This window comes from Ktedonobacteraceae bacterium (assembly GCA_035653615.1).
Taxonomy (GTDB): Bacteria; Chloroflexota; Ktedonobacteria; order Ktedonobacterales; family Ktedonobacteraceae; genus DASRBN01.
In genome coordinates, this window is the sequence record DASRBN010000035.1 from 233,510 (window position 1) to 257,086 (window position 23,577).

16 protein-coding genes and 1 tRNA gene are annotated in these 23,577 nt (G+C 52.6%); 11 read left to right on the forward strand and 6 right to left on the reverse strand.

Annotated features, from left to right (window positions below):
- The first annotated feature begins 25 nt into the window (after positions 1 to 25).
- The gene (locus VFA09_20680; protein HZU69702.1) at positions 26 to 511 is read left to right on the forward strand and encodes a CoA-binding protein; all 486 of its coding nucleotides are present in this window, start codon (positions 26 to 28) and stop codon (positions 509 to 511) included.
- 25 nt (positions 512 to 536) lie between these two features.
- Positions 537 to 761, forward strand: coding sequence for a hypothetical protein (locus VFA09_20685; GenBank protein ID HZU69703.1), 225 nt, complete (start codon positions 537 to 539; stop codon positions 759 to 761).
- A 102-nt stretch (positions 762 to 863) separates the two neighbouring features.
- On the opposite strand, the gene VFA09_20690 is transcribed toward VFA09_20685, so the two are convergent.
- Positions 864 to 1,751 (reverse strand): LLM class flavin-dependent oxidoreductase, encoded by an 888-nt coding sequence (locus VFA09_20690; protein ID HZU69704.1) that lies wholly within the window; start codon positions 1,749 to 1,751, stop codon positions 864 to 866.
- Between the two features lie 32 nt (positions 1,752 to 1,783).
- Positions 1,784 to 2,812, reverse strand: a complete 1,029-nt coding sequence (locus VFA09_20695) for a Gfo/Idh/MocA family oxidoreductase (protein HZU69705.1) — start codon at positions 2,810 to 2,812, stop codon at positions 1,784 to 1,786.
- Between the two features lie 187 nt (positions 2,813 to 2,999).
- Between VFA09_20695 and prfB the strand changes: the two genes are divergently transcribed.
- A protein-coding gene (gene prfB / locus VFA09_20700; GenBank protein ID HZU69706.1) for a peptide chain release factor 2 occupies positions 3,000 to 4,113 on the forward strand; the annotation gives its coding sequence in 2 pieces (ribosomal slippage) (positions 3,000 to 3,065 and positions 3,067 to 4,113; 1,113 coding nt in all).
- Positions 4,114 to 4,191: 78 nt separating this feature from the next.
- On the opposite strand, the gene VFA09_20705 is transcribed toward prfB, so the two are convergent.
- The gene (locus VFA09_20705; GenBank protein HZU69707.1) at positions 4,192 to 5,169 is read right to left on the reverse strand and encodes a sigma-70 family RNA polymerase sigma factor; all 978 of its coding nucleotides are present in this window, start codon (positions 5,167 to 5,169) and stop codon (positions 4,192 to 4,194) included.
- A 1,045-nt stretch (positions 5,170 to 6,214) separates the two neighbouring features.
- Between VFA09_20705 and ftsY the strand changes: the two genes are divergently transcribed.
- From ftsY to VFA09_20730, 5 genes are all read left to right on the forward strand, one after another.
- Positions 6,215 to 7,273: a signal recognition particle-docking protein FtsY gene (ftsY, locus tag VFA09_20710; protein HZU69708.1), complete on the forward strand. Its 1,059-nt coding sequence runs from the start codon at positions 6,215 to 6,217 to the stop codon at positions 7,271 to 7,273.
- Positions 7,274 to 7,288: 15 nt separating this feature from the next.
- On the forward strand, positions 7,289 to 8,260 hold the full coding sequence (gene accD, locus VFA09_20715) for an acetyl-CoA carboxylase, carboxyltransferase subunit beta (GenBank protein HZU69709.1): 972 nt from the start codon (positions 7,289 to 7,291) through the stop codon (positions 8,258 to 8,260).
- Entirely contained in the window at positions 8,238 to 9,197 is a 960-nt protein-coding gene (locus VFA09_20720) for an acetyl-CoA carboxylase carboxyltransferase subunit alpha (protein HZU69710.1), read from the forward strand. Before accD ends, VFA09_20720 begins: the two co-directional genes overlap by 23 nt.
- An 81-nt stretch (positions 9,198 to 9,278) precedes the next feature.
- Positions 9,279 to 9,361, forward strand: a tRNA-Leu gene (locus VFA09_20725).
- Between the two features lie 934 nt (positions 9,362 to 10,295).
- Positions 10,296 to 11,786, forward strand: coding sequence for an ATP-binding protein (locus VFA09_20730; protein HZU69711.1), 1,491 nt, complete (start codon positions 10,296 to 10,298; stop codon positions 11,784 to 11,786).
- A 224-nt stretch (positions 11,787 to 12,010) separates the two neighbouring features.
- Here VFA09_20730 and VFA09_20735 read toward each other — a convergent pair whose 3' ends face one another.
- Both VFA09_20735 and VFA09_20740 read right to left on the reverse strand, forming a co-directional pair.
- Entirely contained in the window at positions 12,011 to 12,199 is a 189-nt protein-coding gene (locus VFA09_20735; GenBank protein HZU69712.1) for a hypothetical protein, read from the reverse strand.
- Between the two features lie 456 nt (positions 12,200 to 12,655).
- Entirely contained in the window at positions 12,656 to 13,450 is a 795-nt protein-coding gene (locus tag VFA09_20740; GenBank protein HZU69713.1) for a MerR family transcriptional regulator, read from the reverse strand.
- Positions 13,451 to 13,697: 247 nt separating this feature from the next.
- Between VFA09_20740 and VFA09_20745 the strand changes: the two genes are divergently transcribed.
- Positions 13,698 to 14,996 (forward strand): erythromycin esterase family protein, encoded by a 1,299-nt coding sequence (locus VFA09_20745; protein ID HZU69714.1) that lies wholly within the window; start codon positions 13,698 to 13,700, stop codon positions 14,994 to 14,996.
- A gap of 460 nt (positions 14,997 to 15,456) precedes the next feature.
- Entirely contained in the window at positions 15,457 to 19,605 is a 4,149-nt protein-coding gene (locus VFA09_20750) for an amino acid adenylation domain-containing protein (protein ID HZU69715.1), read from the forward strand.
- Positions 19,606 to 19,646: 41 nt separating this feature from the next.
- Here the strand turns inward: VFA09_20750 and VFA09_20755 are convergent, their stop codons facing one another.
- Positions 19,647 to 21,542 carry an oligosaccharide flippase family protein gene (locus VFA09_20755; protein HZU69716.1) on the reverse strand — a complete coding sequence of 632 codons (1,896 nt, stop codon included), beginning with the start codon at positions 21,540 to 21,542 and terminating at the stop codon, positions 19,647 to 19,649.
- A 434-nt stretch (positions 21,543 to 21,976) separates the two neighbouring features.
- Here VFA09_20755 and VFA09_20760 point away from each other — a divergent pair, with 434 nt between their 5' ends.
- Positions 21,977 to 23,431 carry a PQQ-binding-like beta-propeller repeat protein gene (locus VFA09_20760; GenBank protein ID HZU69717.1) on the forward strand — a complete coding sequence of 485 codons (1,455 nt, stop codon included), beginning with the start codon at positions 21,977 to 21,979 and terminating at the stop codon, positions 23,429 to 23,431.
- Positions 23,432 to 23,577 lie beyond the last annotated feature (146 nt).

Below are 23,577 nucleotides of genomic sequence, written 5' to 3' on the forward strand. Positions count from 1 at the left end.
CAGCATCACATTATAGGATGGCTATATGAAGAACGAAACACCTGACATGTATGATCGATTACAGTTCTTGCAGCAATACAAGCATGTGGCTATCGTCGGCATTTCCGCCGACCAGTATCGTCCGAGCCATTTTGTCGCCATCTACTTGCAGGCCGAAGGCTATGATATCGTCCTCGTCAACCCTAACTATGCCGGGCAAACTATCCTGGGCAAGCGAGTCTACGCCACGCTGACGGAGGCGAAAGAGGCTGGGGAAACGATTGAGATGGTGGATGTTTTCCGTAAGGCGGAGGATGTGCCACCTGTCGCGGACGAGGCTATCGCGATAGGTGCGAAGGTGTTATGGCTGCAACTTGGCATTCGCAACGAGGAGGCAGCGCAGAAAGCCCGCGCTGCCGGATTGATCGTGGTGCAGGATCGCTGTATGAAGATCGAACACGCGCGTTTTTTCGGAGGGCTGCACACGGTAGGGCTGAATACGGGTGTGGTCTTATCGAAGAAGCTGGTTTGAAAGGTGAACGCTTGAACCTTGCCTGATGTGCATTCTGGCAATTTCGTTTGTTGGCATCAGGCGCGTGGTCTATTCGGCCCTGTGCGAGGATGCAAACGAAGAGGAGATGATGGTGCGCGGCGTCACCTGCCGGACGATCAACGATCTCTTGACGCGTGGTCCTCTTGAGCTTGTGCCAGGGGTGAGATGCGATGAGGGTAGGGAGCTGCTTGCGCGAATGGGGAAATTGAGAACGGGAGCGGGCCGATGAATCGGCGCTGGGCACGATGAATCGGCCCCTACGGCAGAGCCGTGGGGGCCGATTCATCTATCTATTGCCGGATGAATTTGGTAAAGTTCGTCATTAGCATGGTTAGCCGTTAAAATATGGCGTGACGGCGGTTATAAAGTATTCGAGTGTAGCAATATTCGGGATGCGAAACATGAAATGGGTGACGCCAAGCTCGCAAAATTGCTGTAGTTCGCGCGTGGCCTGGGCCGCATTGCCGGCGACGTAATGCTTTTGCGGATGGCGTATGACTTGCGAGGGGTCTTCGGATACACTCAAAGTGGCCAGGTAGGTCAAACGAATTTCCGCCATGTTGCGCCCTACGGCTTCGCAGTGCTTTTTCAGGATAGCCAGCTTGCGCGCGTATTCTTCTACGGGGACGGAATTGTAGTTCCACCAATCGGCGTAACGTGCTACGATGGCAAGCGTATGCCGTTCGCCGCCACCACCGATCAACAAGGGGATCGCGGGCGATGGCTGCGGCTCGCACCAGGCGTTAGCAATGCGATAGTGCTTGCCGGTATACGTAGCAGCCTGAGAAGTCCACATGGCACGCAGGATAATCGCGGCCTCTTCCAATTCCTCCAGGCGCGTCCTGGTGCCTGGAAACGGATAGCCATAGGCGATGTATTCATCTTCTTTCCAGCCCGCGCCCAGGCCGATTATGAGTCTTCCACCCGTGAGAAATTGCAGGTTAGCCGCCATCTTTGCCAGCAGCGCCGGATTGCGATAGGACTGGTCGAGGACGAGGGTTCCGAAGTGGAACTCGGGATACTGGGCGGCCAGAAAACTGAGGGTGCTGAAACATTCGAGCTGGCCGGTTTGCCCATTTTGCAGGTGGTCTTCAAGCCAGACTGTTGTGAAGCCGGCTTTCATGGCCTCGATACACTGCCGGTTATAGGCCATGACCTCATCCAGCGTCTCGCCGGGATTAGATGGCCTGAGCATCAGTCCAAAATCGATGGGTGGCATAGCGTCGTCTCCTCCTTCGCGGTTATCGAGTCTTATGGACCGGTAGGTGCAGGAGGCCAGGGATAGCCGGCTGAGGAATAGATGGCTTCTATTGTGGCAAGGTTCTCTAGAGACTCTTCCAGGTTGAGCGAGGGCGCGGTGCCAGAGCGCACGCAAGCTCCGAAGTGTTCGACCTCCAGGCGATACTGATCGACGGCGGAGACACGCTGGTGGATTGTTTGCCCTTCCAGAGCGAGGATGACTTCGGTCTCCGCGTTGCCAGGCGTGAATGGGGTGGGAATAATAATTGTTCCCGTATCGCCGATGATTTCAGAGCGCTGACGTGAGGGCAGTTCAAAACTGGAGTCGATCAGGCCAAAGCATCCATTGCCAAAATCGAGGACAGCATTGGCCGAGAGTTCCACTTCGCTGTCATCCTGCAGGTAGACGCGAGCGGCCACGGCTACCGGCGGATGACCATAGACTGCGCGACAGAAATTGATAGGGTAGCAGCCGACATCCATGAGCGAGCCGCCGGCGAGCGCAGCCTGCAAACGGATATCCTGTCTGCGGGGGGGATGCAATATATTGAAAGAAAACGAGGAATGGACGAGTTTGACCTCCCCGATGCGCCCCGCCTGTACCTGCTCAAGCGCCCAGATGGTCTGTGGATGGAAACGATACATGAAGGCCTCCATCAGGAGAACTCCGTTAGCGCGCGCGGCCTCAATCATTGCCGCTCCCTGGTCCGCGGTGACGGCCAGGGGCTTCTCGCACAGGACATGTTTTTTGGCTTCTAATGCTCGTATCGTCCATTCCGCGTGCAGGCTATTGGGCAAGGGGTTATAGATGGCCTCGATTTCGGGGTCTTCGAGCAGGCTTTCGTACTCGCCGTAAATGCGCACATCGGGCAGGTGGGCCATCAATTCTCGCGCCCGCTGCGGATTACGACTGGCGAGCGCGAGCAGCATTTCGCTTTGTGAGGCCATAATGGCGGGTATCACATACTTGATCGCAATATTCGCGGCACTGAGTACGCCCCAACGGACAGGCGTCGTGGAAGCAAGTATATTTGGCTGCATACGGACTCCTTCCCTTTTCAGAATCTCAGACCTGACTTCACCGGCAAGTGTAGCCATGAAGAGCCGGCACGCAGGGAGAAGATACACCCTGTAGTAATGCTACCACAAAGGTGGCCTTGAAAAGTAGGGTAGGATAGGATAGGGTTCAAACGTGCAAAGGTGTCCAAAACATGTTACAATGCCAGCTATGAGTGAACTTACCAATCAAATCGAACGCCTGCAAGGGCGCGTCCATGAAACTATGGTGCGTCTTTGACCTGGCAACAAAGAAAGAACAAATTCAGGACCTGGAAGCAGAGAGCATGGCCGAGGATTTCTGGGCCGATAATCGCAAGGCCCAGGGCCAGATGCAGCAATTGAACGCGCTGCGCGAGGAGGTTTCGACCTGGGAAGCCATCGATGAGCAACTGAATGACCTGCATGGATTAGCCGAATTGCTTGAGGAGGAGCCAGATGAAGGCATGCAGGCAGAGGTTGCGCAGTCACTGGCGGATATCGAGCAGGAGGTTGAGAAGCTGCAATTCGCGTTGATGCTCAACGGCGAACATGATACACGCGACGCGATCATGAGTATTCACGCGGGCAGCGGCGGCGTGGATGCGCAGGATTGGGCCGAGATGCTGCTACGTATGTACCTGCGCTGGGCCGAGGGTCACAAATTCCGCACTGAAATCTACGAATATAATGAGGGTGAGGAAGCGGGTGTGAAGAGCGTTACCATTGAAATTCGCGGGCGCTACGCCTACGGCTACCTGCGCTCGGAGATTGGTACGCATCGATTGATACGTCTTTCGCCTTTCGATGCCGCGCACCGCCGCCATACCTCATTTGCCAAAGTCGAAGTCATGCCCGATATCGAGGACACCATTGAAATTACCATTCGACCCGAAGATATCGAGGTGGATACCTACCGCTCGACAGGAGCCGGCGGACAGCATGTGAACAAGACGGATTCCGCGGTACGTATCCGGCATATTCCTACGGGCATCGTCGTGACCTGTCAGAACGAACGCTCGCAAATTCAGAACCGTGAAGTGGCGATGCGCATTTTGAGGGCGCGCCTGTACGAACGCGAGGTGAAGAAGCGCGAAGAGGAGGCGGCCAAACTCAAAGGTGAATTTGTACAGGCCGATTTCGGGACGCAGATTCGCACCGTCACCGTCCACCCATACAATATCGTCAAAGACCATCGCACCAATTACGAGACGAGCGATACCGAGGGCTACTTGAACGGCGACGTTGACCCGTTCATCTATGCTTACCTGCAAGCAAAGGCAGGGGGGGTCGAACTGGAGGTATAGGAGACACAAAAAATGCAGCGTTGAATAACGCCACAGGGCTGTTCACCGCTGCATTTTTGTATCTTGAACACTGCTCAATCAAGCATGGACGTACTCGCGCAATCCCGCATCGACGTAGCGGTCGGGATAGCGCAGTTTGCGCAGGGCTTTGACCTCAATCTGGCGAATACGCTCGCGGGTGAGTTTGAATTCCACGCTGACCTCGTCGAGTGTGTGCGTCTTGCCGTCTTGCAAGCCATAGCGCATGGAGATGATCGTGCGCTCGCGGGGGTCGAGGACATCCATGGCCTGCTCGATGCTGTTGCGCAAGAGCTGGTAGGATACCTGATCCGCGGCGCTGCCGGTATTGGTATCTTCCAGAGTATCGGCGAGGTGGTATTGCTCATCCTCGGCTACAGGGGCATCGAGGGAAACTGGCTGGTCGCAGACGCTCAATAATTCGATGACGCGATCTTTTGGCAATCCTAGCTCAGCGGCCAGTTGCTCCGGCAGCGGCTCGATGCCATATTCCTGGTACAAACGGCGCGCGACACGTTTGATCTTATAAATAATCTCTACGACATGCACGGGAATATGGATAGTGCGTGAATGCTCGGCGATGGCACGGCTGATAGCCTGGCGAATCCACCAGGTGGCATAGGTGCTGAAACGGTAACCGCGCCGGTAGTCGAACTTCTCCGCGGCCCGCATCAGTCCAATGTTGCCCTCCTGGACGATGTCCAGCAGGGGAAGACCCTGGTTTGAATAGCGCTTGGCAATACTGACGACGAGGCGGAGATTTGCTTCGATTAAGCTGTGCAGGGCGGATTGATCACCATGCGCGATGCGTTCGGCCAGCATCAACTCTTGCTCGGCGTTTAACAAGGGATAGGTTCCGATTTCTTTGAGGTATTGTTTTACCGCGTCATCAGTAATACCACGCGCATCCTCTTCTTCGTCAATGTCAAAAGCCTCTTCTCGCTCATCAAAGAAATCATCCTGCAGGTCAGGCTCGCGGTATGCCTCAACCACTGCGCAGGCGCTATTTTTTCTCGTGGGGCTTTTTCTCATGGGCATGGTAGGAACTTCGTTACGTATACGATTGGCGCTGTACGGCCTTGATAGATTTGCGACCATTGTCAGTACTCTCTTTCAGCTGTTCAAACACGACAAAATATGAGGTTGGGGACTTCCTTGTATTGGGGGAGGAAGTCGTAAATTGTTCAGATATGCTCTCCTACACTGCTTTAGTGCAATATTTGTGCCAAAGAGCGTAAGCGGCGATTTGTATCAAAGTTGATCAATGCAATTCATCGTGTTCAGGTATATCTTTATCGGCGCGCTGGCTTTCTTCTGAAGGGGTACGATGGGCAGAAAAATCTGCTTCGATGGGATGGGAGCGTGTGAAAAATGAACAGATTTCCATGTATGGGGAAAATTACACAGTTGGCCTATGTATCCATGTATTTAAATAGAACTTGACGGAAGTTGTGACACCTGCTATGCTAGCACTAGAAGCAGACGTACATTGTCAAAATGCTGAAAAGCAGCTTTCTAGCGAAGAGAGAGTATCTTATCTGGGCAATACACAAGTAAGATGAAGAATTCTTCACAAGAATGCTGACAGAAGTAAGAAAGTATGGTATGATAGCGGTGGTATGGATGATGTATGACTGCTGTGGGGACGCGGATGCCGAGGCGGAGGCTCCCCCTCGGCTTACTTCTTCGCCAGGCATCGTTCAGTTTTACTAGTGAGGTTGGCGAATTGTACCCTTCAGCGAGTAAGGAAGGAGGCGATTTCGTGGAAAACGCATTTCCCCGGTGTCGCAAATGTGGTGAAGGTGATCTGGTTCCGCTTTCGGATTTCGGTAGCCAGGGAGCTTCCATTGAGTACAAGGCCTGGGTTTGCACCAACCCGTCGTGCCTGTACAATATCAAGATCCGTAACGGCGATATCATCATTAATGAACCCATCAGTGATGGGTCACTTCACTCGTATCGCGGCAGCCGCACGTAATTATTGAGGTGCCGCGGTCAGTGAATGTGAGTTGAAAGGCAAAAGGCAAAACCTTTTCCTTTTGCCTTTTCTTTTTATCTACAGCGAAGAGGAGTCATTGCTGACGTGCTCAATCGATTTTTTGGGCGACAACAAAAGCAGCAACAGGAAGAACAGCAACAGCAGCAACGGGAAGAACAGCCGCAACAGCAACAAGCACTCCAAAACCAACCAACAGCTGCTCCAGAGCGCGCAGGTGGGGACTCCACGTCTGAACAAAATCTTAATCCTTTTAAAAACAGCTTAAGCCGGACACGTAGACTTTTTGGCCGGGTTAGTGAATCTTTCCGTCAAAATGATATTACGGACGATCTGTGGGATGAGTTGGAGGAGGCGTTGATTAGTGCGGACGTTGGACCCAGTACGACGATGTGGCTGATGAACCGATTGCGCCAGCGAGCGACGGAAGAACAGATGCACACAGCCAACCAGGTACAGCACGCACTGCGTCAGGAACTCGTCAAGTTGCTTGGGAAGCCTGCTCCGCTGTATTTTGCCAAACAATCCCCCCTTACTGTGATCCTGGTTATCGGCGTGAATGGCTCAGGTAAGACAACCAGCATAGCCAAGATGGCCTACCAGCTCACAAGAGAGGGGCATAAAGTAATCCTGGCGGCGGCAGATACTTTTCGTGCCGCGGCTATCGACCAGCTCAAAGTGTGGGGTGAGCGGGTCAATGTGCCGGTAATCAGCCAGAGCCCGGGGTCGGATCCAGGCGCGGTAGTTTATGATGCAATCCAGGCGGCAGGAACACGCGGCAGCGATGTGTTGATCGTGGATACTGCCGGGCGTTTGCATACGAAGTATAACCTGATGGAAGAGTTGAAGAAGATCAACAAGGTTATACAGAAACTGCTACCGGATGGCCCTCACGAGCTTTTGATGGTCATTGACGCAACTACGGGCCAGAACGCGCTGTTGGCGGCCCGCAAATTCGCGGAAGATATCGGTTTGACGGGAGTGATCATTACCAAATTAGATAGTACCGCCAAGGGTGGCTTTGCATTTGCCGTCGCCGACGACCTGGGGGTACCGATTAAGTTTGTCGGTACGGGAGAAAAAGTCGGGGATTTAGCTCCTTTTGATCCACAGAGTTTTGTGGCGGCGCTTTTCGCGCAAGACTGACGAGGAGGGAACCACATGGTCAAGGAAGCTGCCATTCCACCTACCGGGCAATCCTCTACCGGAAAGGATGAGAGACCGGGCGCGCCCGCGGGTAACCTGGTGGTGAAATGCCCCAAGTGCCGCGAAATCTTGCTGGCGCGCGAGTGGGAGAAGAACTTGAAAGTGTGCTCTCGGTGCAACTTTCATTTCAAGCTGTCAGCATTCGAGCGTATTGAACTGCTGGTAGACCCGGGCAGCTTTGTCGAAACAGACGGTGATATGGTTTCTGTTGACCCCCTCAAATTCGTCACCCGCACCAAAGATGAGGTGCAGTTCTACGCGAAAAAGCTCGAAGAAGAGCGTCAGAAGGTGGGCCTGAATGAGGCAGTGGTGAGTGGCTATGCTACTATCGAGGCGCTGCCGCTTGCGCTTGCCGTGATGGATTTTCGTTTTATCGGCGGCAGTATGGGTTCCGTAGTTGGCGAGAAGATTACGCGCGCGATAGAACTGGGCATCGAGAAAAACATAGCGGTACTGATCTGCTCCGCGTCGGGAGGCGCCCGTATGCAAGAGGGTCTTTATTCGCTGATGCAGATGGCCAAAGCATCTGCGGCGCTGGCAAAACTGGGCGAGGCGAAACTGCCATACTTCAGCTTGCTTACGGACCCTACGACGGGCGGCGTGACGGCCAGCTTCGCGATGCTGGGCGACGTGACGATTGCCGAGCCCGGGGCGCTGATCTGTTTCGCCGGTCCGCGCGTCATCGAGCAAAACATGCATATGAAGCTGCCTGAGGGGGCAGTCACCTCAGAATTTGTTCTCCAGCACGGCATGATCGATGCGATAGTACACAGGCGCGACCTGCGGTCAACGTTTGCTCGCCTCTTACGCTTATATACACCCAATGCAGCTCGCCAGGCTGAAAATCTTCTACCCACTACTATAAAAATGGAGCCGAATTCAGCAGATAGAAGAGGGGAAAGCGATGGCCTACGACCTGGAATTTGAGAAGCCGCTTGCCGAGCTCGAGAGAAAGATCACGAGTTTGCAGCGCAAGGGCGACCACCTGAAGCCGAACGAGCACCGGCAGTTGCAGGAGGCTGAACGCGAACTACGCCATCGCACGGAGGAGATTTACCGCAATCTCACTGCCTGGGAGACGGTGCAGGTGGCCCGTCACAAGGACCGCCCACATGCCCTGGATTATATTCATCTGATGTGCGAGGACTTCTTCGAACTGCATGGTGACCGCGCGTTCAACGACGATCATGCCATTGTGGCAGGCACCGCGAAACTGGATGGCGAGACGGTGATGCTGGTCTGTCATCAAAAGGGTCGCGATATAAAAGAGAATCAGTTTCGTAACTTCGGCATGCCACACCCCGAGGGGTATCGTAAAGCGGGTCGATTGATGCTACAGGCAGAAAAATTCGGTTTTCCGATTATTTGCCTGATCGATACGCCGGCAGCATTTCCCGGTCTGGAGGATGAGGAGCGCGGGCAGGCAGAGGCCATCGCTTCGAATCTGTATTTGATGGCGCGCCTGCGTGTTCCCTCGATTGGTGTTGTAACCGGTGAGGGCGGTAGCGGAGGCGCCCTTGCCATTAGCGTGACCGACCGCCTGCTGATGCTGGAATATGCGGTCTACAGCGTTGCGCCACCCGAATCGGCGGCGTCAATACTCTGGCGCGACAAGGTCTACGCGCCCCAGGCAGCGGAGGCTATGCGAGTCAGCGCCCGCGAACTGAAGGAAATTCACCTGGTAGATGAGTTGATTCCTGAGCCGCTGGGTGGTGCGCATCACAATCACCAGCTCACGGCGGATAACCTGAAGGCGGCCCTGCTGAAAAATCTGGCCGAGTTGAAAAAGATTCCCATCGATGATCTGCTGGAGATGCGCTATCAAAAGTACCGGTTGATTGGGGAGTACGGTAGGGTGTCGTGAGATGATGAAGATTTCAAAATAAAGCCAAAAATGATATTGACTTTGGGCTTTTGATGCGTTATCATACAGCCTGTCCGACTGGCCGGCGTGGCGGAACGGTATACGCGCTTGTCTCAAAAACAAGTCCCCTTACGGGGTTGAGGGTTCGAATCCCTCCACCGGCACTACCTCATCTATTGCTGTCTCCCAACATCTTCCAGCCCCTCTAGAAGCCAATCGAATTTCCACTACCATCCACCGAAATCCAGGCTTGTCTACCGGTTTTGCTGTCAAATGCTACAAAATGAACCAGGTGTAGGTGCGCTTCCAAGGCCTGTTATAAAGACAAACCAGGCTCACTCATATTTTTTGCTGATCATGACACACCTCCAGGACCAGATTATCGGCCTCCAGAGCCAGGCCATCGACCTGGATGGAAATATGAAAAGACTTCAGACTGAGATGCAGGAAACACGAGAAGAGATTGCCGATTTGAAATTTATCGCTCAGCAAATTCTAGCACGGTTACCCGCAGAACCATAGTCTTGTTAATTCCGTTGTTTCTTCCAACTATCCGCCATCTATCCGCCATTCCCTATGAGAAGCCAGTGACTTATGCTAAAATGAAGAGCACTTCAGATGATGAGAAGAATGTAAAGAGGCTGCTATGGTGAAACTAACTGAGATGGAACTGAAGAAGCTGAGTACCTTCCTGTAGTACAGCATTATTGGGAATAGATGGTGGAAGTGGCGAAAGGGTATGGTGGATAGTAATTAAGGAGAACATATCCGCCATCCTTGAAAAAGAGCACACAATGCCTGAAGGTCAGGCAAAATTATCATCATGGTTTCAAGTGGCCACTGGAAGCCCTTAATGTATGCTTTTCAGAGCTGTCATTTGCGCCATCTATCCGCCATTTTCCCTGAGGGATTCCTTAGTTGTGTCGCAAAAGTCGCTTGCTATCGCTGTTCAAGTAACAAGCTCATCGATATTTAGACCCTTTCAGACATTTCTTCAGACATTTCTTCAGACATTTCTTCGGACATCCTCTAGGAGAAACCCGCTGCTTATGCTAAAATTGGACTGTCTTAAACAATGACAGAGTTAATGGAGATAGTATGGGTAAGCTGAGCGAGACAGAACTGAAGGCACTTATTAAAGGTGGAGAGACAAATACGGTCGAGCTGAAATTAGCTGCACCGCGAGCAGTTGATTTAGCAGAGAGGCTCTGTGGAATGGCTAATGCGAGAGGTGGAATCGTGATTATTGGGGTTGAAGACTCTACCCATAAGGTGGTGGGAGTGCCTGATGAACGTATTGGAGAAACAATGGATGTCGTTCTACGGGCTGCCAGGCAGGTGATCAAGCCAGAACTCGTGCTAGACCCACCCGAGCCAGAAGTCTATGTGCTCGCCGGGAAAAGGCTGCTCGTTGTTACCATACCGCCAACAGATGGTCCAGTGTATCAAGCCGGGGGCATTTTTTGGGTACGGCAGGGAACCCAAACCAGAGCATTAACTATGACAGAATTATCAGAAATGATCTACGATCGAGGTCTACGTGATTGGGAGCTTGAACCTACGTACAACGCAACAATGGAAGATATCGATTTGGAAAAGGTGAGAGCTTTCATTGCACGTCGTTCAGCCTCCGCTCGGCAGTCGGGTCGTTTCAAGAATATCGATCGGTCACTGATTGGTATGCGGTGCGCAATAGAGGTGAGCAGCGGGACAATCGTTCCTACGAATGCTGGCATACTCTTCTTCGGACATAGTCCGCAGGACCATATCCCTCAAAGTGAGGTGGTATGTGTGTTGTTTCGAGAAACGGTTGGAGCCAGCCGGTATGCTGACCGTAAAATCGTGACGGGAACGCTCCAGGATTTGGTAGATGGCACCGAGGCGTTTCTTAATCGGTACATCGCTGTAGGAGCGCGTGTTGAAGGCTGGAAGCGGATTGACATCCCTGAGTATTCCATTGAGGTGTTACGTGAGGCTGTCATTAATGCGGTAGTACATCGGGATTATAGCAGGCGCGGTGAAAGAGTTCGCGTCTTTTATTATCCTGATCGGGTCGAGGTGCATAGTCCCGGTTTATTACTGCCTGGAATCACCGTTGAGCAGATGCAGCGCGGTGAGGTGCAATCCAAGCTCCGTAATCCTGTACTTGCGGGTTTATTGAGCGATATTCCTGGATACATAGAGCAAATTGGCAGCGGTGTCAGATTTATGTTAGATGAAACGAAGCGGATGGAACTTCCTGCTCCGCAATTTCGAGAGATGAGTGAGTTTATTGTGACATTCCAGAAAGCGCCAGCTTTACGTACTCCAGAGCCGCCATTGCAGCATCAAGGAGGAACACTTTGGGAAGAGCATGAGGATTCCTTTCCCGAGGTAGTGGTGCAGGATCGCCGTGCTGAGCAGGTGGAAAAGAGATTGATACAGGCATTGCATTATGTCCAGGAACATGGGTTTATCACGAATGGGATCTACAGGCAATTGACGGGTGTAACTGATAGAACAGCTCATAGGGATTTGGAAAAGTTGGTAGAACGAGGAAGGTTAAAAGGCACTGGCCAGCGAGCAGCACGCCGCTACGTGCTAGCGTAGTGGCACTAGACGAGGGAAGGCGGCACAGTAAGTTGTCAGAACCTTACGACAATTCTTACGGCAACGGCAACGACTCTCTATGAACAAAGGCATCCAAAAACGGACGCGGGCCGGGGAAAGCGAGCACGGGGCGGGCCGGGAAAGACGGGGGCGGACGGCCCGGGCCGCTTCCCTCCACCGGCACTACCTCATCTATTGCTGTCTCCCAACATCTTCCAGCTGCTCTAGAAGCCAATCGAATTTCCACTACCATCCACCGAAATCCAGGCTTGTCTACCGGTTTTGCTGTCAAATGCTGCAATCTGCCCAGGACGCAGGAGAACCAGGGCAATGGAAAAATAGATCAGGCAGAGAAGCATATTGAGCGTATGGGCAGCAATTGATGGAGCAGATAAAACGGATGCTGGATACATATCCTGATAGATCACTCCGATAACATCGAGGCCGGCGTGGAGCAGTACGTATTCGCAGCGACGCCAGGAGAACGCCCGCGCCCAGAGCTAAAATGACCTGGTCAGCAGTATAGCCCCAGGAGGCACCGCTGAGTAGATGGGTCAGATGAACGCCTGCAAAACAGAAGGTAGAAAAGAGTACTGCTGGCCAGATACCTTTAGGAAGCAGGCAGCGCATGATCACACCACGAAACATTCCTTCCTCAGCAAATCCGACCAACAATGAAAGGGTAATGCCAGTAACCAGCAGCAAGGTTGGCGCTCTAGTGATACCTCGCAAGGACAGTAATGTTGGTCCGACAATGAATAGAAGTGGCAGCAGACAGAGTAAGATTCCTTGCCCATTTACACCACGCGTAAAGCCTGTTTCAGACCACCACCTTAATAACGCGATAGGCAATACAACAATTAATGCTATCAGCGTTTCGCGCACTGTGTCATAGAGCAACAAAGGCATAATTGGATACTCTCCAGGAGGGAGTCTCTGGCGAGAAGCTCTCCACAAAACTCCTGCACATAGCGATGGAAGCAGGCCAGGGCTTCGATGCACTTCCAGCTTGTCAACGTCAGTTCCTCGCGCCTCTTCTCTACCGCCACAATTGCCTGTTCTGGCCGGCCTGCCGCCATCTCGTCCAGGACAGACCGAATGACGGAGAAGTTGTAGCCGGCCTCTCTGAGGAGAACCACTAGGCGCAGGCGCCGCATCTGTTGCTCGTCGTAGAGGCGATAGTGGCTGCTCCGGTCGCGCAACGGATGCAAAAGGCCCTGCTGCTCCCAGAAATGCAGGGCTGAGACGCGCACACCAACCTGTCTGGCCGCCTCTCCCACCCGCAACGATTGAGGAGGGCGGCCACTTTGCCGGGGCTCGGGTTGCGCGGCCAGGGCATGCAGGGCGCTGAGCGTCTGCTCGCATTCCCGGCGCTTGCTGGCAAGCTCGGCATGGCGCGAGTCGATCAGTGCAAGTGCAGCTGAAAGGTCATCCTGATGAAGGGCCTGCATGATCTTCGGCACGCGCGGCCAGCCATAGCCACCAATCAGGGCACGAGCGGTCTTGAGCGCGGCAAGATGGCGCCGGGTGTAGAGACGGTAGCCGCTCTTGCTCCGTGAAGCTGCCGGCAACAGGCCCAGGCTCTCATAGTTGCGCACCTGCTGAACGCTGATGCCTGCAGCTCTGGCCAGATCAATAGGACGCAAAGCATGACGAAGTTCCATGTAAAACTCTCAAGAACGTTATAGAGACTTCTCTTCCATACATGTCTCTTTATACCACATGGCATAAGAATATTCCGCTTGCTAACCCTCCAATATTGCATCTGTGTTGTAGATTAGGCATGTGATCCAGAAAAAGCCCGGCCAGGCTGGATCGGAGATGTATGACGAATTTTAACAAAATAGTCCGGAGGAGGAGAAGATTTCTCATTGGATAAATGGTACAGTGAAAACAATGAAAGGTAGTCTCATGACAAACACAGCAGAAGTATATTCGACACTTGACGGCTGGATAGCGCACGAGATGATTCGATGCTCGCTCGATTCTCGCCCGGACTTCAACGCCGCCGTTGATACGGTGGTCGACTCACCTGGCGATGAGGTGGCATTGCTTGGCTTTGGAGAGGCACTCCATGGAGGGGAAGAGTTGCTTGTCCTGCGCAACCAGGTCTTCCAACGCCTTGTCGAAGCCCATGGCTATAGCGCCATTGCCGTTGAGAGCAGTTTTCCTCGGGGGTCTGTCACCAACGACTACGTGCTTGGACGCGGTCCGGCATCCTATGAGGCAGTGCAGGAGACTGGATGGAGCCACGGGTTCGGAACATTCGAAGCGAATCGCGAGCTGATCGAGTGGATGAGACGCTACAATGCTAATCCAGCTCACCCGACAAAACTCCAGTTCTATGGATTTGATAGCCCGACCGATATCATTGCAGATAGTCCCCGCCAGACTCTGTATGTCGCGCTTGATTACCTCAGTTCAGTTGATGAGGTCCTCGGCCAGGAGTATCGCCAGCGTATCGATCCGCTGCTCGGAGAGGACGCTGCCTGGGAGAATCCGGCTGCCGCGTTTGACCCGACGCAAGCGATCGGTCGATCACCGGAGGCAACCGCATTGCGGATCGAGACCGAGGAGCTAATTGCAGAACTGCGCGTGCGCCATCCCGAACTGGTCGCCAAAAGCGATGGGAGCCGCTATCGAGAAGCTATGCACTATGCTGTGGTGGCACGACAGCTCTTACACTATCATGCGGCGTTAGCGCAAGCGTCGGAGAAACGCCAGGAGAGACTGTTCAATACACGCGACGCTATGATGGCAGAGAATCTGGAATATATCGTCTCCCGCGAACAGGGGCGAGGCAAGGTCCTGGTTTTTGCCCACAATAGCCATCTCAAGCGTGGAAAGATGCAATGGCACTGGGGGAATGAGACGATGAACTTGTGGCCCGTTGGATCTCATCTACATGAACGGTTCGGTCGCCGCTATGCCGTCATCGGCTCAGCCATAGGCGAATCAGTAGCCAATGGGATAGGCCAGCCGGAAGCCGGGACGCTTGAGGCACGGTTCACAGCCGCTCCTGGGCCGGTGCGGTTCATTCCCACCCATCAAGGGCAAGGGCTTCCTGCCGAGGAAATGGCGACACTGCCGATTCGCTCTGGCAGTCAAAAGAACAGGAGCTATGAACCACTCAACACCCAAAGCTTCACCGATTTCGATTGGTTCGCTGTCCTGGATACAACGACCTACAATGGGTGGGGCCATTTCTAGACTTGAGTTTGTCTCGTTGCACAACCCGGTAGATTTTGGAATCATGTTTCAGATCTATCATTCAGGAAAAACCATCATATATCAAATATAAGTATGATTACCTGTTGTCATCCAGTAGGTAATTATACTTATTTAAAGAAGCTATCTGGTTTGTGCTTCTAAAATCCTTTACTTTTGAGCTATAATGAGGTACGCTAGATTATTGATAGGTTCTAGTTTTCTCAAGCCCTTTTCTGCTTCTGGGGAGGAGCTGATAAAGAAGCTGTTTTTGATTTCTTCTATCACGACAAGCCCCTCGTCGTGACGAAGACAACTCTTGCCTTTCTCGATTTGAGGTAAGCCTCACTGTTATGGATGCCTGCTGTATAGCTATGTGGTCTTTGCTCGGGGCATCCTGAGGTTCCTACAACGCTTCTATATCGCCTGGAATGATGAACTCTGGTTAAGAGGAGGTCATAAGATGCTAACGACTGAGAACCCTGATACCATTCATCCGCAGAGGGAAAGCGGCAGTAATGCGGGGAGCCTGCCGATGGCCACCTTGCAACCAGTTCCAAGGGAAGGCCCATTGCCACTTTCCTTTGCACAGCAACGGTTCTGGTTGCTCGATCAACTGGAACCCGGTAGCATCACCTATCTTTTGCCCCTGGCCATACGCCTCTCTGGCCCTCTGGATATGGAAGCCTTACAACGTAGTCTGCAAGCTATTGTGCAACGCCATGAAACGCTGCGTACCTCCATCCTTACGATGAATGGTGAACCCCGGCAGATCATTGCCCCCAGCTTAGATTTGCCAGTACCCCTGGTCGATTTGTCACAAATGGCACCCTCTGAGCGCGAAGTCCAGACCCAGCAGCTCATGCTACAAGAGTTAGAGAAGCCTATTGACCTGGCCAGCAAGCAGCTTTTACGCGCCACCCTGCTGCGCTTGAATCCCAACGAACACATCCTGTTGCTTACTTTCCATTCCATCATCTGTGATAGCTGGTCCATGGGCGTCTTCATGCATGAATTGACCTCCTTCTACCAGGCTTTCATCCAGCAACAGCCCTTGTCTTTGCCTCCTCTGAGCATCCAATACGCCGACTTCGCCTTCTGGCAACGCCAGTGGTTGCAGGGTGAGGTTCTTGACACGCAACTCGCCTACTGGCGAGAGCAATTGCGGGACCTCCCTGATCCTTTACGCTTACCCACCGATTATCCTCGCCCAGATGTTCAACGCTTTCGGGGAGGACGCTACGTCTTCCAACTGCCTGAGCCGCTCAAGCTGGCTGTACGGGCATTGAGCCAGCGCGAGGACGTTACCCTGTTCATGACCTTGCTAGCGGCTTTCCAACTGCTGCTGGTCCGTTATAGCGGTGAGAATGATATTGTGGTTGGTAGCCTCATCCCCAATCGCACTCGTGCCGAAATTGAGCCGCTTATCGGCTGCTTTGTCAACACGCTGGTCTTACGCACACGTTTGAGCGGCGAACCTACAGTACGGGAGTTATTGCAGCAGGTGCGCAAAATGGTACTGGATACTTACGCTCACCAGGATCTGCCTTTTGAGCAGATTGTGGAAGCTCTCCAGCCCAAACGCGACCTGAGCCGCAATCCATTATTCCAGGTCATGTTCGTCCTGCAGGATGCGCCACAACGCACTCTAGAACTAAGCAACCTGACTTCGGAACCTCTGGAGATCGAGACCCATACGGCCAGGTTTGATTTGACGCTAACCATGGAGGAGAGCGAAACCGGACTGAGGGGTGTATTGGAGTACAATATTGACCTGTTCGAGGCCGAGACGATTGCACGTATGGCGACTCACCTGCAAACGCTGTTGGAAGGCATGGTAGCTGATCCTGAACAATCCATCTGGTTACTCCCGTTACTGAGTGCATCCGAGCGGCAGCAGCTACTTATCGAGTGGAACCATACAGCGAAAACCTATCCGCATGACAAATGCATCCACGAACTGTTTGAGGAGCAGGTTGAGCGTACCCCTGATGCCATCGCGTTAGTATTCGAGGATGAGCAGCTGACCTATAGCGAGCTCAATGCGCGTGCCAATCAACTAGCACGCTATTTACAGAAAGCTGGAGCAGGACCAGAAGTGCTGGTGGGGATCTGCCTGGATCGTTCTGTAGGCATGATCGTTGGACTTCTGGGTATTCTTAAGGCGGGGAGCGCTTATGTGCCTATTGATCCGACCTACCCGAAGGAGCGGCTCGCCTTTCTGCTCGAGGATTCCCAGATAGCCATCCTGCTCACACAACAAAGGCTAGCTCATGCCCTTCCAACTCATACAGCCAGATCAGTCTATCTGGACTCGGACTGGCCTCTTATTGCTCAGGAAAGTACGACGAATGTAGCCAGCGGCGTCCAGCCAGCGCACCTGGCCTATGTAATATATACATCAGGCTCAACCGGGCAACCCAAGGGGGTGATGATACTCCATCATGCCTTGACCAACTATATTGAGTATGCGCGGGAGAGGTTTGGGCTGCTACCCGATGATCATGTGCTGCAGTTTGCATCGATCAGTTTCGATGCCAGTGCCGAGGAGATCTATCCTTGCCTCATCAGTGGAGCAACCCTCTATTTACGAACCGACATCATGCTCAACTCAGTGGCTACGTTTCTGCAACAGTGCCAGGCCTGGTCCATCACGACGTTGAACCTGCCGACGGCTTACTGGCACGAACTGACACGCAGCCTGGAAAGGGATGCAGTATCGCTTCCTCCAACTATACGCAGGGTAATTATTGGTGGGGAGCGCGCATTGCCGGAACAGTTGGCGATATGGCGGAAGAAGGTAGACCAACAGGTGCGATTCTTTAATACATATGGTCCAACTGAGGCAACGATAGCGGTGACGATGGCTGAACTGCAAGGGGATTCACAGCAGACAAAGCAGGAGCGCGAGGTGCTGATTGGGCGGCCAATTCCACATGTGTCGATTTACCTGCTGGATGCGCACTTGCAACCCGTTCCTATTGGGGTAGCAGGAGAACTTTATATTGCGGGGATATGCCTGGCTCGCGGCTACTTAGGGCGGCCCGAGTTAACGGCTGAACGCTTCCTCCCCAATCCCTTTAGCAGCGAGCTGGGAGAACGGCTCTATAAGACGGGGGACCTGGCGCGTTATCTACCGGATGGTCAGATTGAATACCTGGGACGTACTGATACACAGGTCAAAATCCATGGCTATCGCATTGAGTTGGGCGAAATCGAAGCTGTCCTGGCGAAACACCCGGCTGTGAGTGAGGCCGTGGTTATTGCCCGCACACCAGGGAAAGAGCAGCAACGCGGGGAGGCGTTTGGAGACACACAACTGGTGGCCTATGTCGTTGCGCGACAGCAACAAGAGCTTCCAACACAGGTTGATTTACGTCGCTTTCTTGCAAAACGATTGCCTGCCTACATGCTCCCGTCGGCTTTTGTGTTGTTGGAGACCCTGCCACTCACTCCTAATGGCAAGGTGGATCACCATGCTTTGCCTATGCCTGAGAACAGCCGCTCCCTCATGGACAATGACTACGCAGCCCCTCGCACTCCCGTTGAGAAACTTGTGGCAAGAATCTGGAGTGAGGTACTCAAGCTGGATCAGGTGGGGATTCATGACAACTTCTTCGAATTAGGGGGACACTCCTTATTAGCTACTCAAATCGCCTATCGTATAAGCGATACCCTCCAATTGAAGGTATCACTACGTACCATCTTCGAGTTTCCAACTGTGGCTGAACTCACCGAAGCCATTGAGACGCTTCACCAGATAGAGGATAAACCCAGGCTGGATGAGCAAGCACGACTGGCGGCCGAGCATGATCAACTAGTAGAAAAGAAGATTCGGCAGAAAAAACTCTCCTTGATCCGCAATGGAATCCTGATTGTGCTTGCCGGAGTGGGAATAGTAATCAGTGGTCTTGGTAGAGGTATAGTCACCGGACTTTCCACACTTCCGGCTTTCGAGAATTTTGGGCTGATCGCGGCAATGATCCTGATCGGGTTTATCTCTTTTGAAATCTGGGTTCTGGTGCAGATGAAAGTACAAGTAAAGCACTTGCTGAAGCGGCTTGAGTCATGGGAAGAGTATGGTGTTGCTCTTGTTGAGGAGGAGTTCCATGGACTAGAAGAAGATGAAGATGCTCCCGACTTTGAGCTTCCTGACATCTTCACCAGCAAGACCTATACTCTCAAAGATCTGCTACCAAATGAGGAAAGTATCGACGATAAGAACGAGGCGACGAGAAAAGGGGTGGTCCTCATCTTCTCCTCTGCGAACTGTGGCCCTTGTAATGAGGCGATACCTGAATACATGGAATTGCTGAAGAGATTCGGTAACGAATTGACATTTGCCATGATCACTGATGGCACCCCTAAGGAGAACCGCTTAAAGTTTGCTCAATATGACGAAAAGCCTCTTGTACTCTTACAGAAAGGTAACGCGGTATCGAATGCATATAAGGTGCGTGTCACGAATGCGCCAATCGCAGTGGGTATTCGTTTTGATGGCTCGATTTACAATGTGCCGGCTGAGGGTATGGTTGCGATTAAATTGCATGTGTTGCATGCAACCATCGGGTGGTGCAATTGGCGTCCGCGGGACTGGCAGCCTATACAATGACCTTTTCGCTTTCGTGTGTCAGGAGAAGTTGGGGAATTCCTTTAATCAGCCCGCTTGCCTTTCCCAAAAGGAACCTTTTTGAACAGCCTATCCACGATGATGCGGTCTTCGGGGTCGATTTTGAACAGCACCAGCAATGCGACGTAAGCGGTCAGGAATACCGGCACCAGTATGAGCTGGATCGGGAATTGCGTACTCAAGAAGGAGTTGGAGGCAATGACCTTATCAAGCAGGAAGAGGAGAATAGCCGTGAACAGTCCGCTGATCAGTCCTGCTCCCAGGGGTTTCAACATGTCCAGGCGATAGGGATGCATTTTGAGCAAAAGTTGAATTTCGACGACCCGCGCGGCATTGATCGCGATCAGCGCTGCGCTGGTACTGATTGCGGTGCCAAATGCGCCATAGTGCTGGGTCAGGATGATACCGAGAACGACATTGAGAATAACCACGGCCAGGGAATTGAAGACCGAAACCTTCTGGTGGCCCGTCATAAGAAGCATGTAGCCACCGGAACCGCCGGCAACGGTCAATATATCACCGATTGCCAGTACGATCAGGATTCCCGCTCCTGATACGAAATCGCGGCCCGATATTTCAAGCAAAGGGGCAGCGAAGATGACACTTATGCCAAAAATCGGCAGGCAGAGCACAACGGACCACTTTGTCATAATTTTGAACATGGCGGACAGCTTCTGCATCTCTTTTTTCGCGTAGAGTTCGGCTATCGTAGGCGTGAAAATGACATTGATGGTGCTGAGAGGCATCGAGATAAAACCGGTTATTTTGAGACCGGCAGCATATTGCCCAATGGCCGCCGCTGGTACATAGAAGGCGAGCAGCAAGGTATCAACGGAGTCCAGGACGGTGCTGATAATCGTCGTCAAAAAATTAGGTACGGCGAATCCCATCCACTCTCGCGCCTGGTAGGTTTCGTTTTCGACCATTCCGGCTTTTGTGAGACGAGAAACCGCGCGAAAGAGAAAATACAGGTTGATGACATCGGTAAGCAGCACACCGAGGAAGGTCACGATGACAATGCCGGTGATGTTGCGGAAGAATAAGATAGCGATGAGCATGAGGAGAAACGTACTCAAAGGTATCACGAACCGCTGTATCAAGACACGCTGCTTGAATTCTTTCAGTCCCTGTAAACCGCCCAGCCAGACGGTCTGCAAGCATAACAATGGAACTAATGGGGCCATGTATTGTAAAAATGGCGCGATATCGGGTTTATTTTGCAGCGTGGCTAGAGGAGTGGCGAAAAAGAGAACTAACAATCCGCCCAATATGCCGGTGATGCTAACCAGGGTGGTGCAAAAGATTGTCAGCGTGCGCAACAAATGTGTCTGCTTTTTGCCACGATAGATGGCCATGTAACGAATCATGGCATTGTCCATACCAAGATCGAATATGGATGAGACCAGCGTGACGACCGACATACTGAGCGAATAGAGGCCAAAGAAGCTGGCGTGCAGCCCACGTTGGATCAGTAGATTGTTGGCATACTTGAAGACGTAACCGGCGATATTGCCGAGGCCCACAATACTGGCATTACTCGCCGCGCCTGTGATCTCTGAAGCCATTACCGGCGTCGCCGTACCTTGCTGCTTCGAGATGCCATCGAGCACCATCATCGGAATCGTAGCAAGCTTCTCAAGATCAGGGTCATCCGCGTCGAAGGTCTGATCCTCTACTTTAGTCTCTTCAGGTATGAATTGAAGTTGCTCCACCTCCCATGGCTCAAGGTCAGGCAGTGATGGGGTGAGAAAGTCAGACAGTGGCGGGGTGATTATGTTCTCGGACCGCCTCAATCTACCAATTCTCGGCACTTTCAGCGTTATATCATCGTCCTCAAGCTCTGCTAGCGGTTGAAGACGCAGCCGGTGAAGGTGCCTGTGTGATTGATCTTTCGGTAATTGTTCAAGTTGGTTCACCATGCAATATTACTGCCTTTTACCTCTTGATCGTGCTTTGATGTCCTGGCACATCGATACCTGTTACTTTGTCAAACGTGGTCTGGCGCGTGGAGCGGGCGACCACCAGGGTTCGCCCCTACAGGTTTACTATCGGAACATTTTAGGATGTTTACGGCTCCTTCATACTGTATCATGCTTACTATCGTTGTCTTACAGAAGCCCAATTAAGATATGGTAATTATTAGCAACTTCAGGTTAAGGTTTTATAACCTGAAGTGAGCAAGCGTATTCTCTTGTACGAGGTTTTCCAGCGGCCAATCCGGTAACATTTGAATGCTTGAAGAGTTATTTTAACCACTTCTCTACCCGTTATTTACACAGTCTTCACCTGTTTCCTCTACCCTATCAAGGAACCATATGCAAGGTGTATAGGTGCAAAAGGAAGGGAAAGAACAATGAATGCTGTGTTCAATGGCGTAAAGCGGCTCTTCACGCCTATCTGGCTGCGATGCCTGCTATTACTGGTAATAGTATTCACAATCACACTCTCTGTGGTGCTGCCACGGTTGCAGCATGCACATGCTGACAATCCAGGCTGGCCGACGACTTATCTGGGGGATAATGGTCGAAGCAATTTCAATAGTTCGGAGACCATCATCAATCCATCAACTGCCTCAAGCTTGCAGCTTGTCTGGGAGAAATCGACATGTTGCGAGGCGCCCATCACGTCGCAACCGGTGGTGGCGAATAACCTGCTCTACTGGGGCCTCTGGTCTGGCCGCGTGCAGGCGACAAAGCTGAATAACGGCAACAATATCTGGACACATGATCTCGGCCTTTCGTCCAGGAAGAGCTGCGAACCACCTAAGGTAGGTGTAGTGGGTACCTCGACCGTTGCCACCGTTACAATCAATGGGCAACCGACATCGGTGGACTTCGAAGGTGGGGCGCTCTCCAATTTCTATGCGCTGGATGCTATGACGGGTAAACAAATCTGGCGTACCCCACTGGGTGGCCCACTGCACTTCATCTGGGGTTCGGTAGCGTTCTATAACGGCGACCTGTACATCGGCACGGGTGTCCAGGGCAGTTGCGTGAGCGCACAATCGAAATTCTATCAGTTGGATGCGGCGACAGGACAAATTTTAAACACCTTCAGCACTGTGCCCAGCGGTTGCACCGGTGCGCCTATCTGGGGTTCCGCGGCAATCGATGAGCAGACAGGTATGCTGTACTTCGCTACCGGAGCACCCGGCACCTGCTCGCAAGCAGAGCCTTATGCGAATGCAATTGTAGAATTGAATACGACGGACCTGTCCTATGTCAATTCCTGGCAGATACCATCGACCAAGAGCGGGCTTGACTTCAGAAGCACCCCGACGCTCTTCTCGGCAACAATCAACGGCACTTTGTATCAGATGGTAGGCGCACTCAGTAACAACGGAACCTACTATGCTCTTGATCGCACGAATCTTAGTGCCGGCCCGTTGTGGCAAGATCAGTTGGCAGCGCCGCAGAAAGGCAGCTATAAAGTCAACACCGAGGCAAGTACCTGGGATGGGACGACCCTCTATGTGGCCGCGGATGCCACGACGATAAATGGAACGCAGTGCGCATCCAGCGTGAGCGCGATCAACCCGGCAGATGGCTCGTACCTGTGGCAAGATTGCCTTAACCAGGGTCCGGCCTTGTGGACGATGGGTGTACCGGGCCTGGTCGTCTTCGGCGATGGCAATACGTTCAACGTAGCTGATGCCACAAATGGAACTATCCTGTACAGCTACACTGCTACGCGGCCAGGAGCGGTCTTCCAGGGTTCAGCAACGATCTCGAATGGTGTCCTTTATATAGGAGATGCCCACGGAGACCTTTATGCTTTCGCGCCAGGTGGCTCAGCTCGCTCCAAATAAACGTTGATAGGCATGAACGGGTGCGAGGGTATCCATCCTTCGGGGGTAGGGGCCAGAGTATGCGGTTTAACAAATGATGGCGGGATTCCCACCAGGGGCCGATAAATCGGCCCCGCACGTCGATTATCACAGTATTTTGTTAAAAT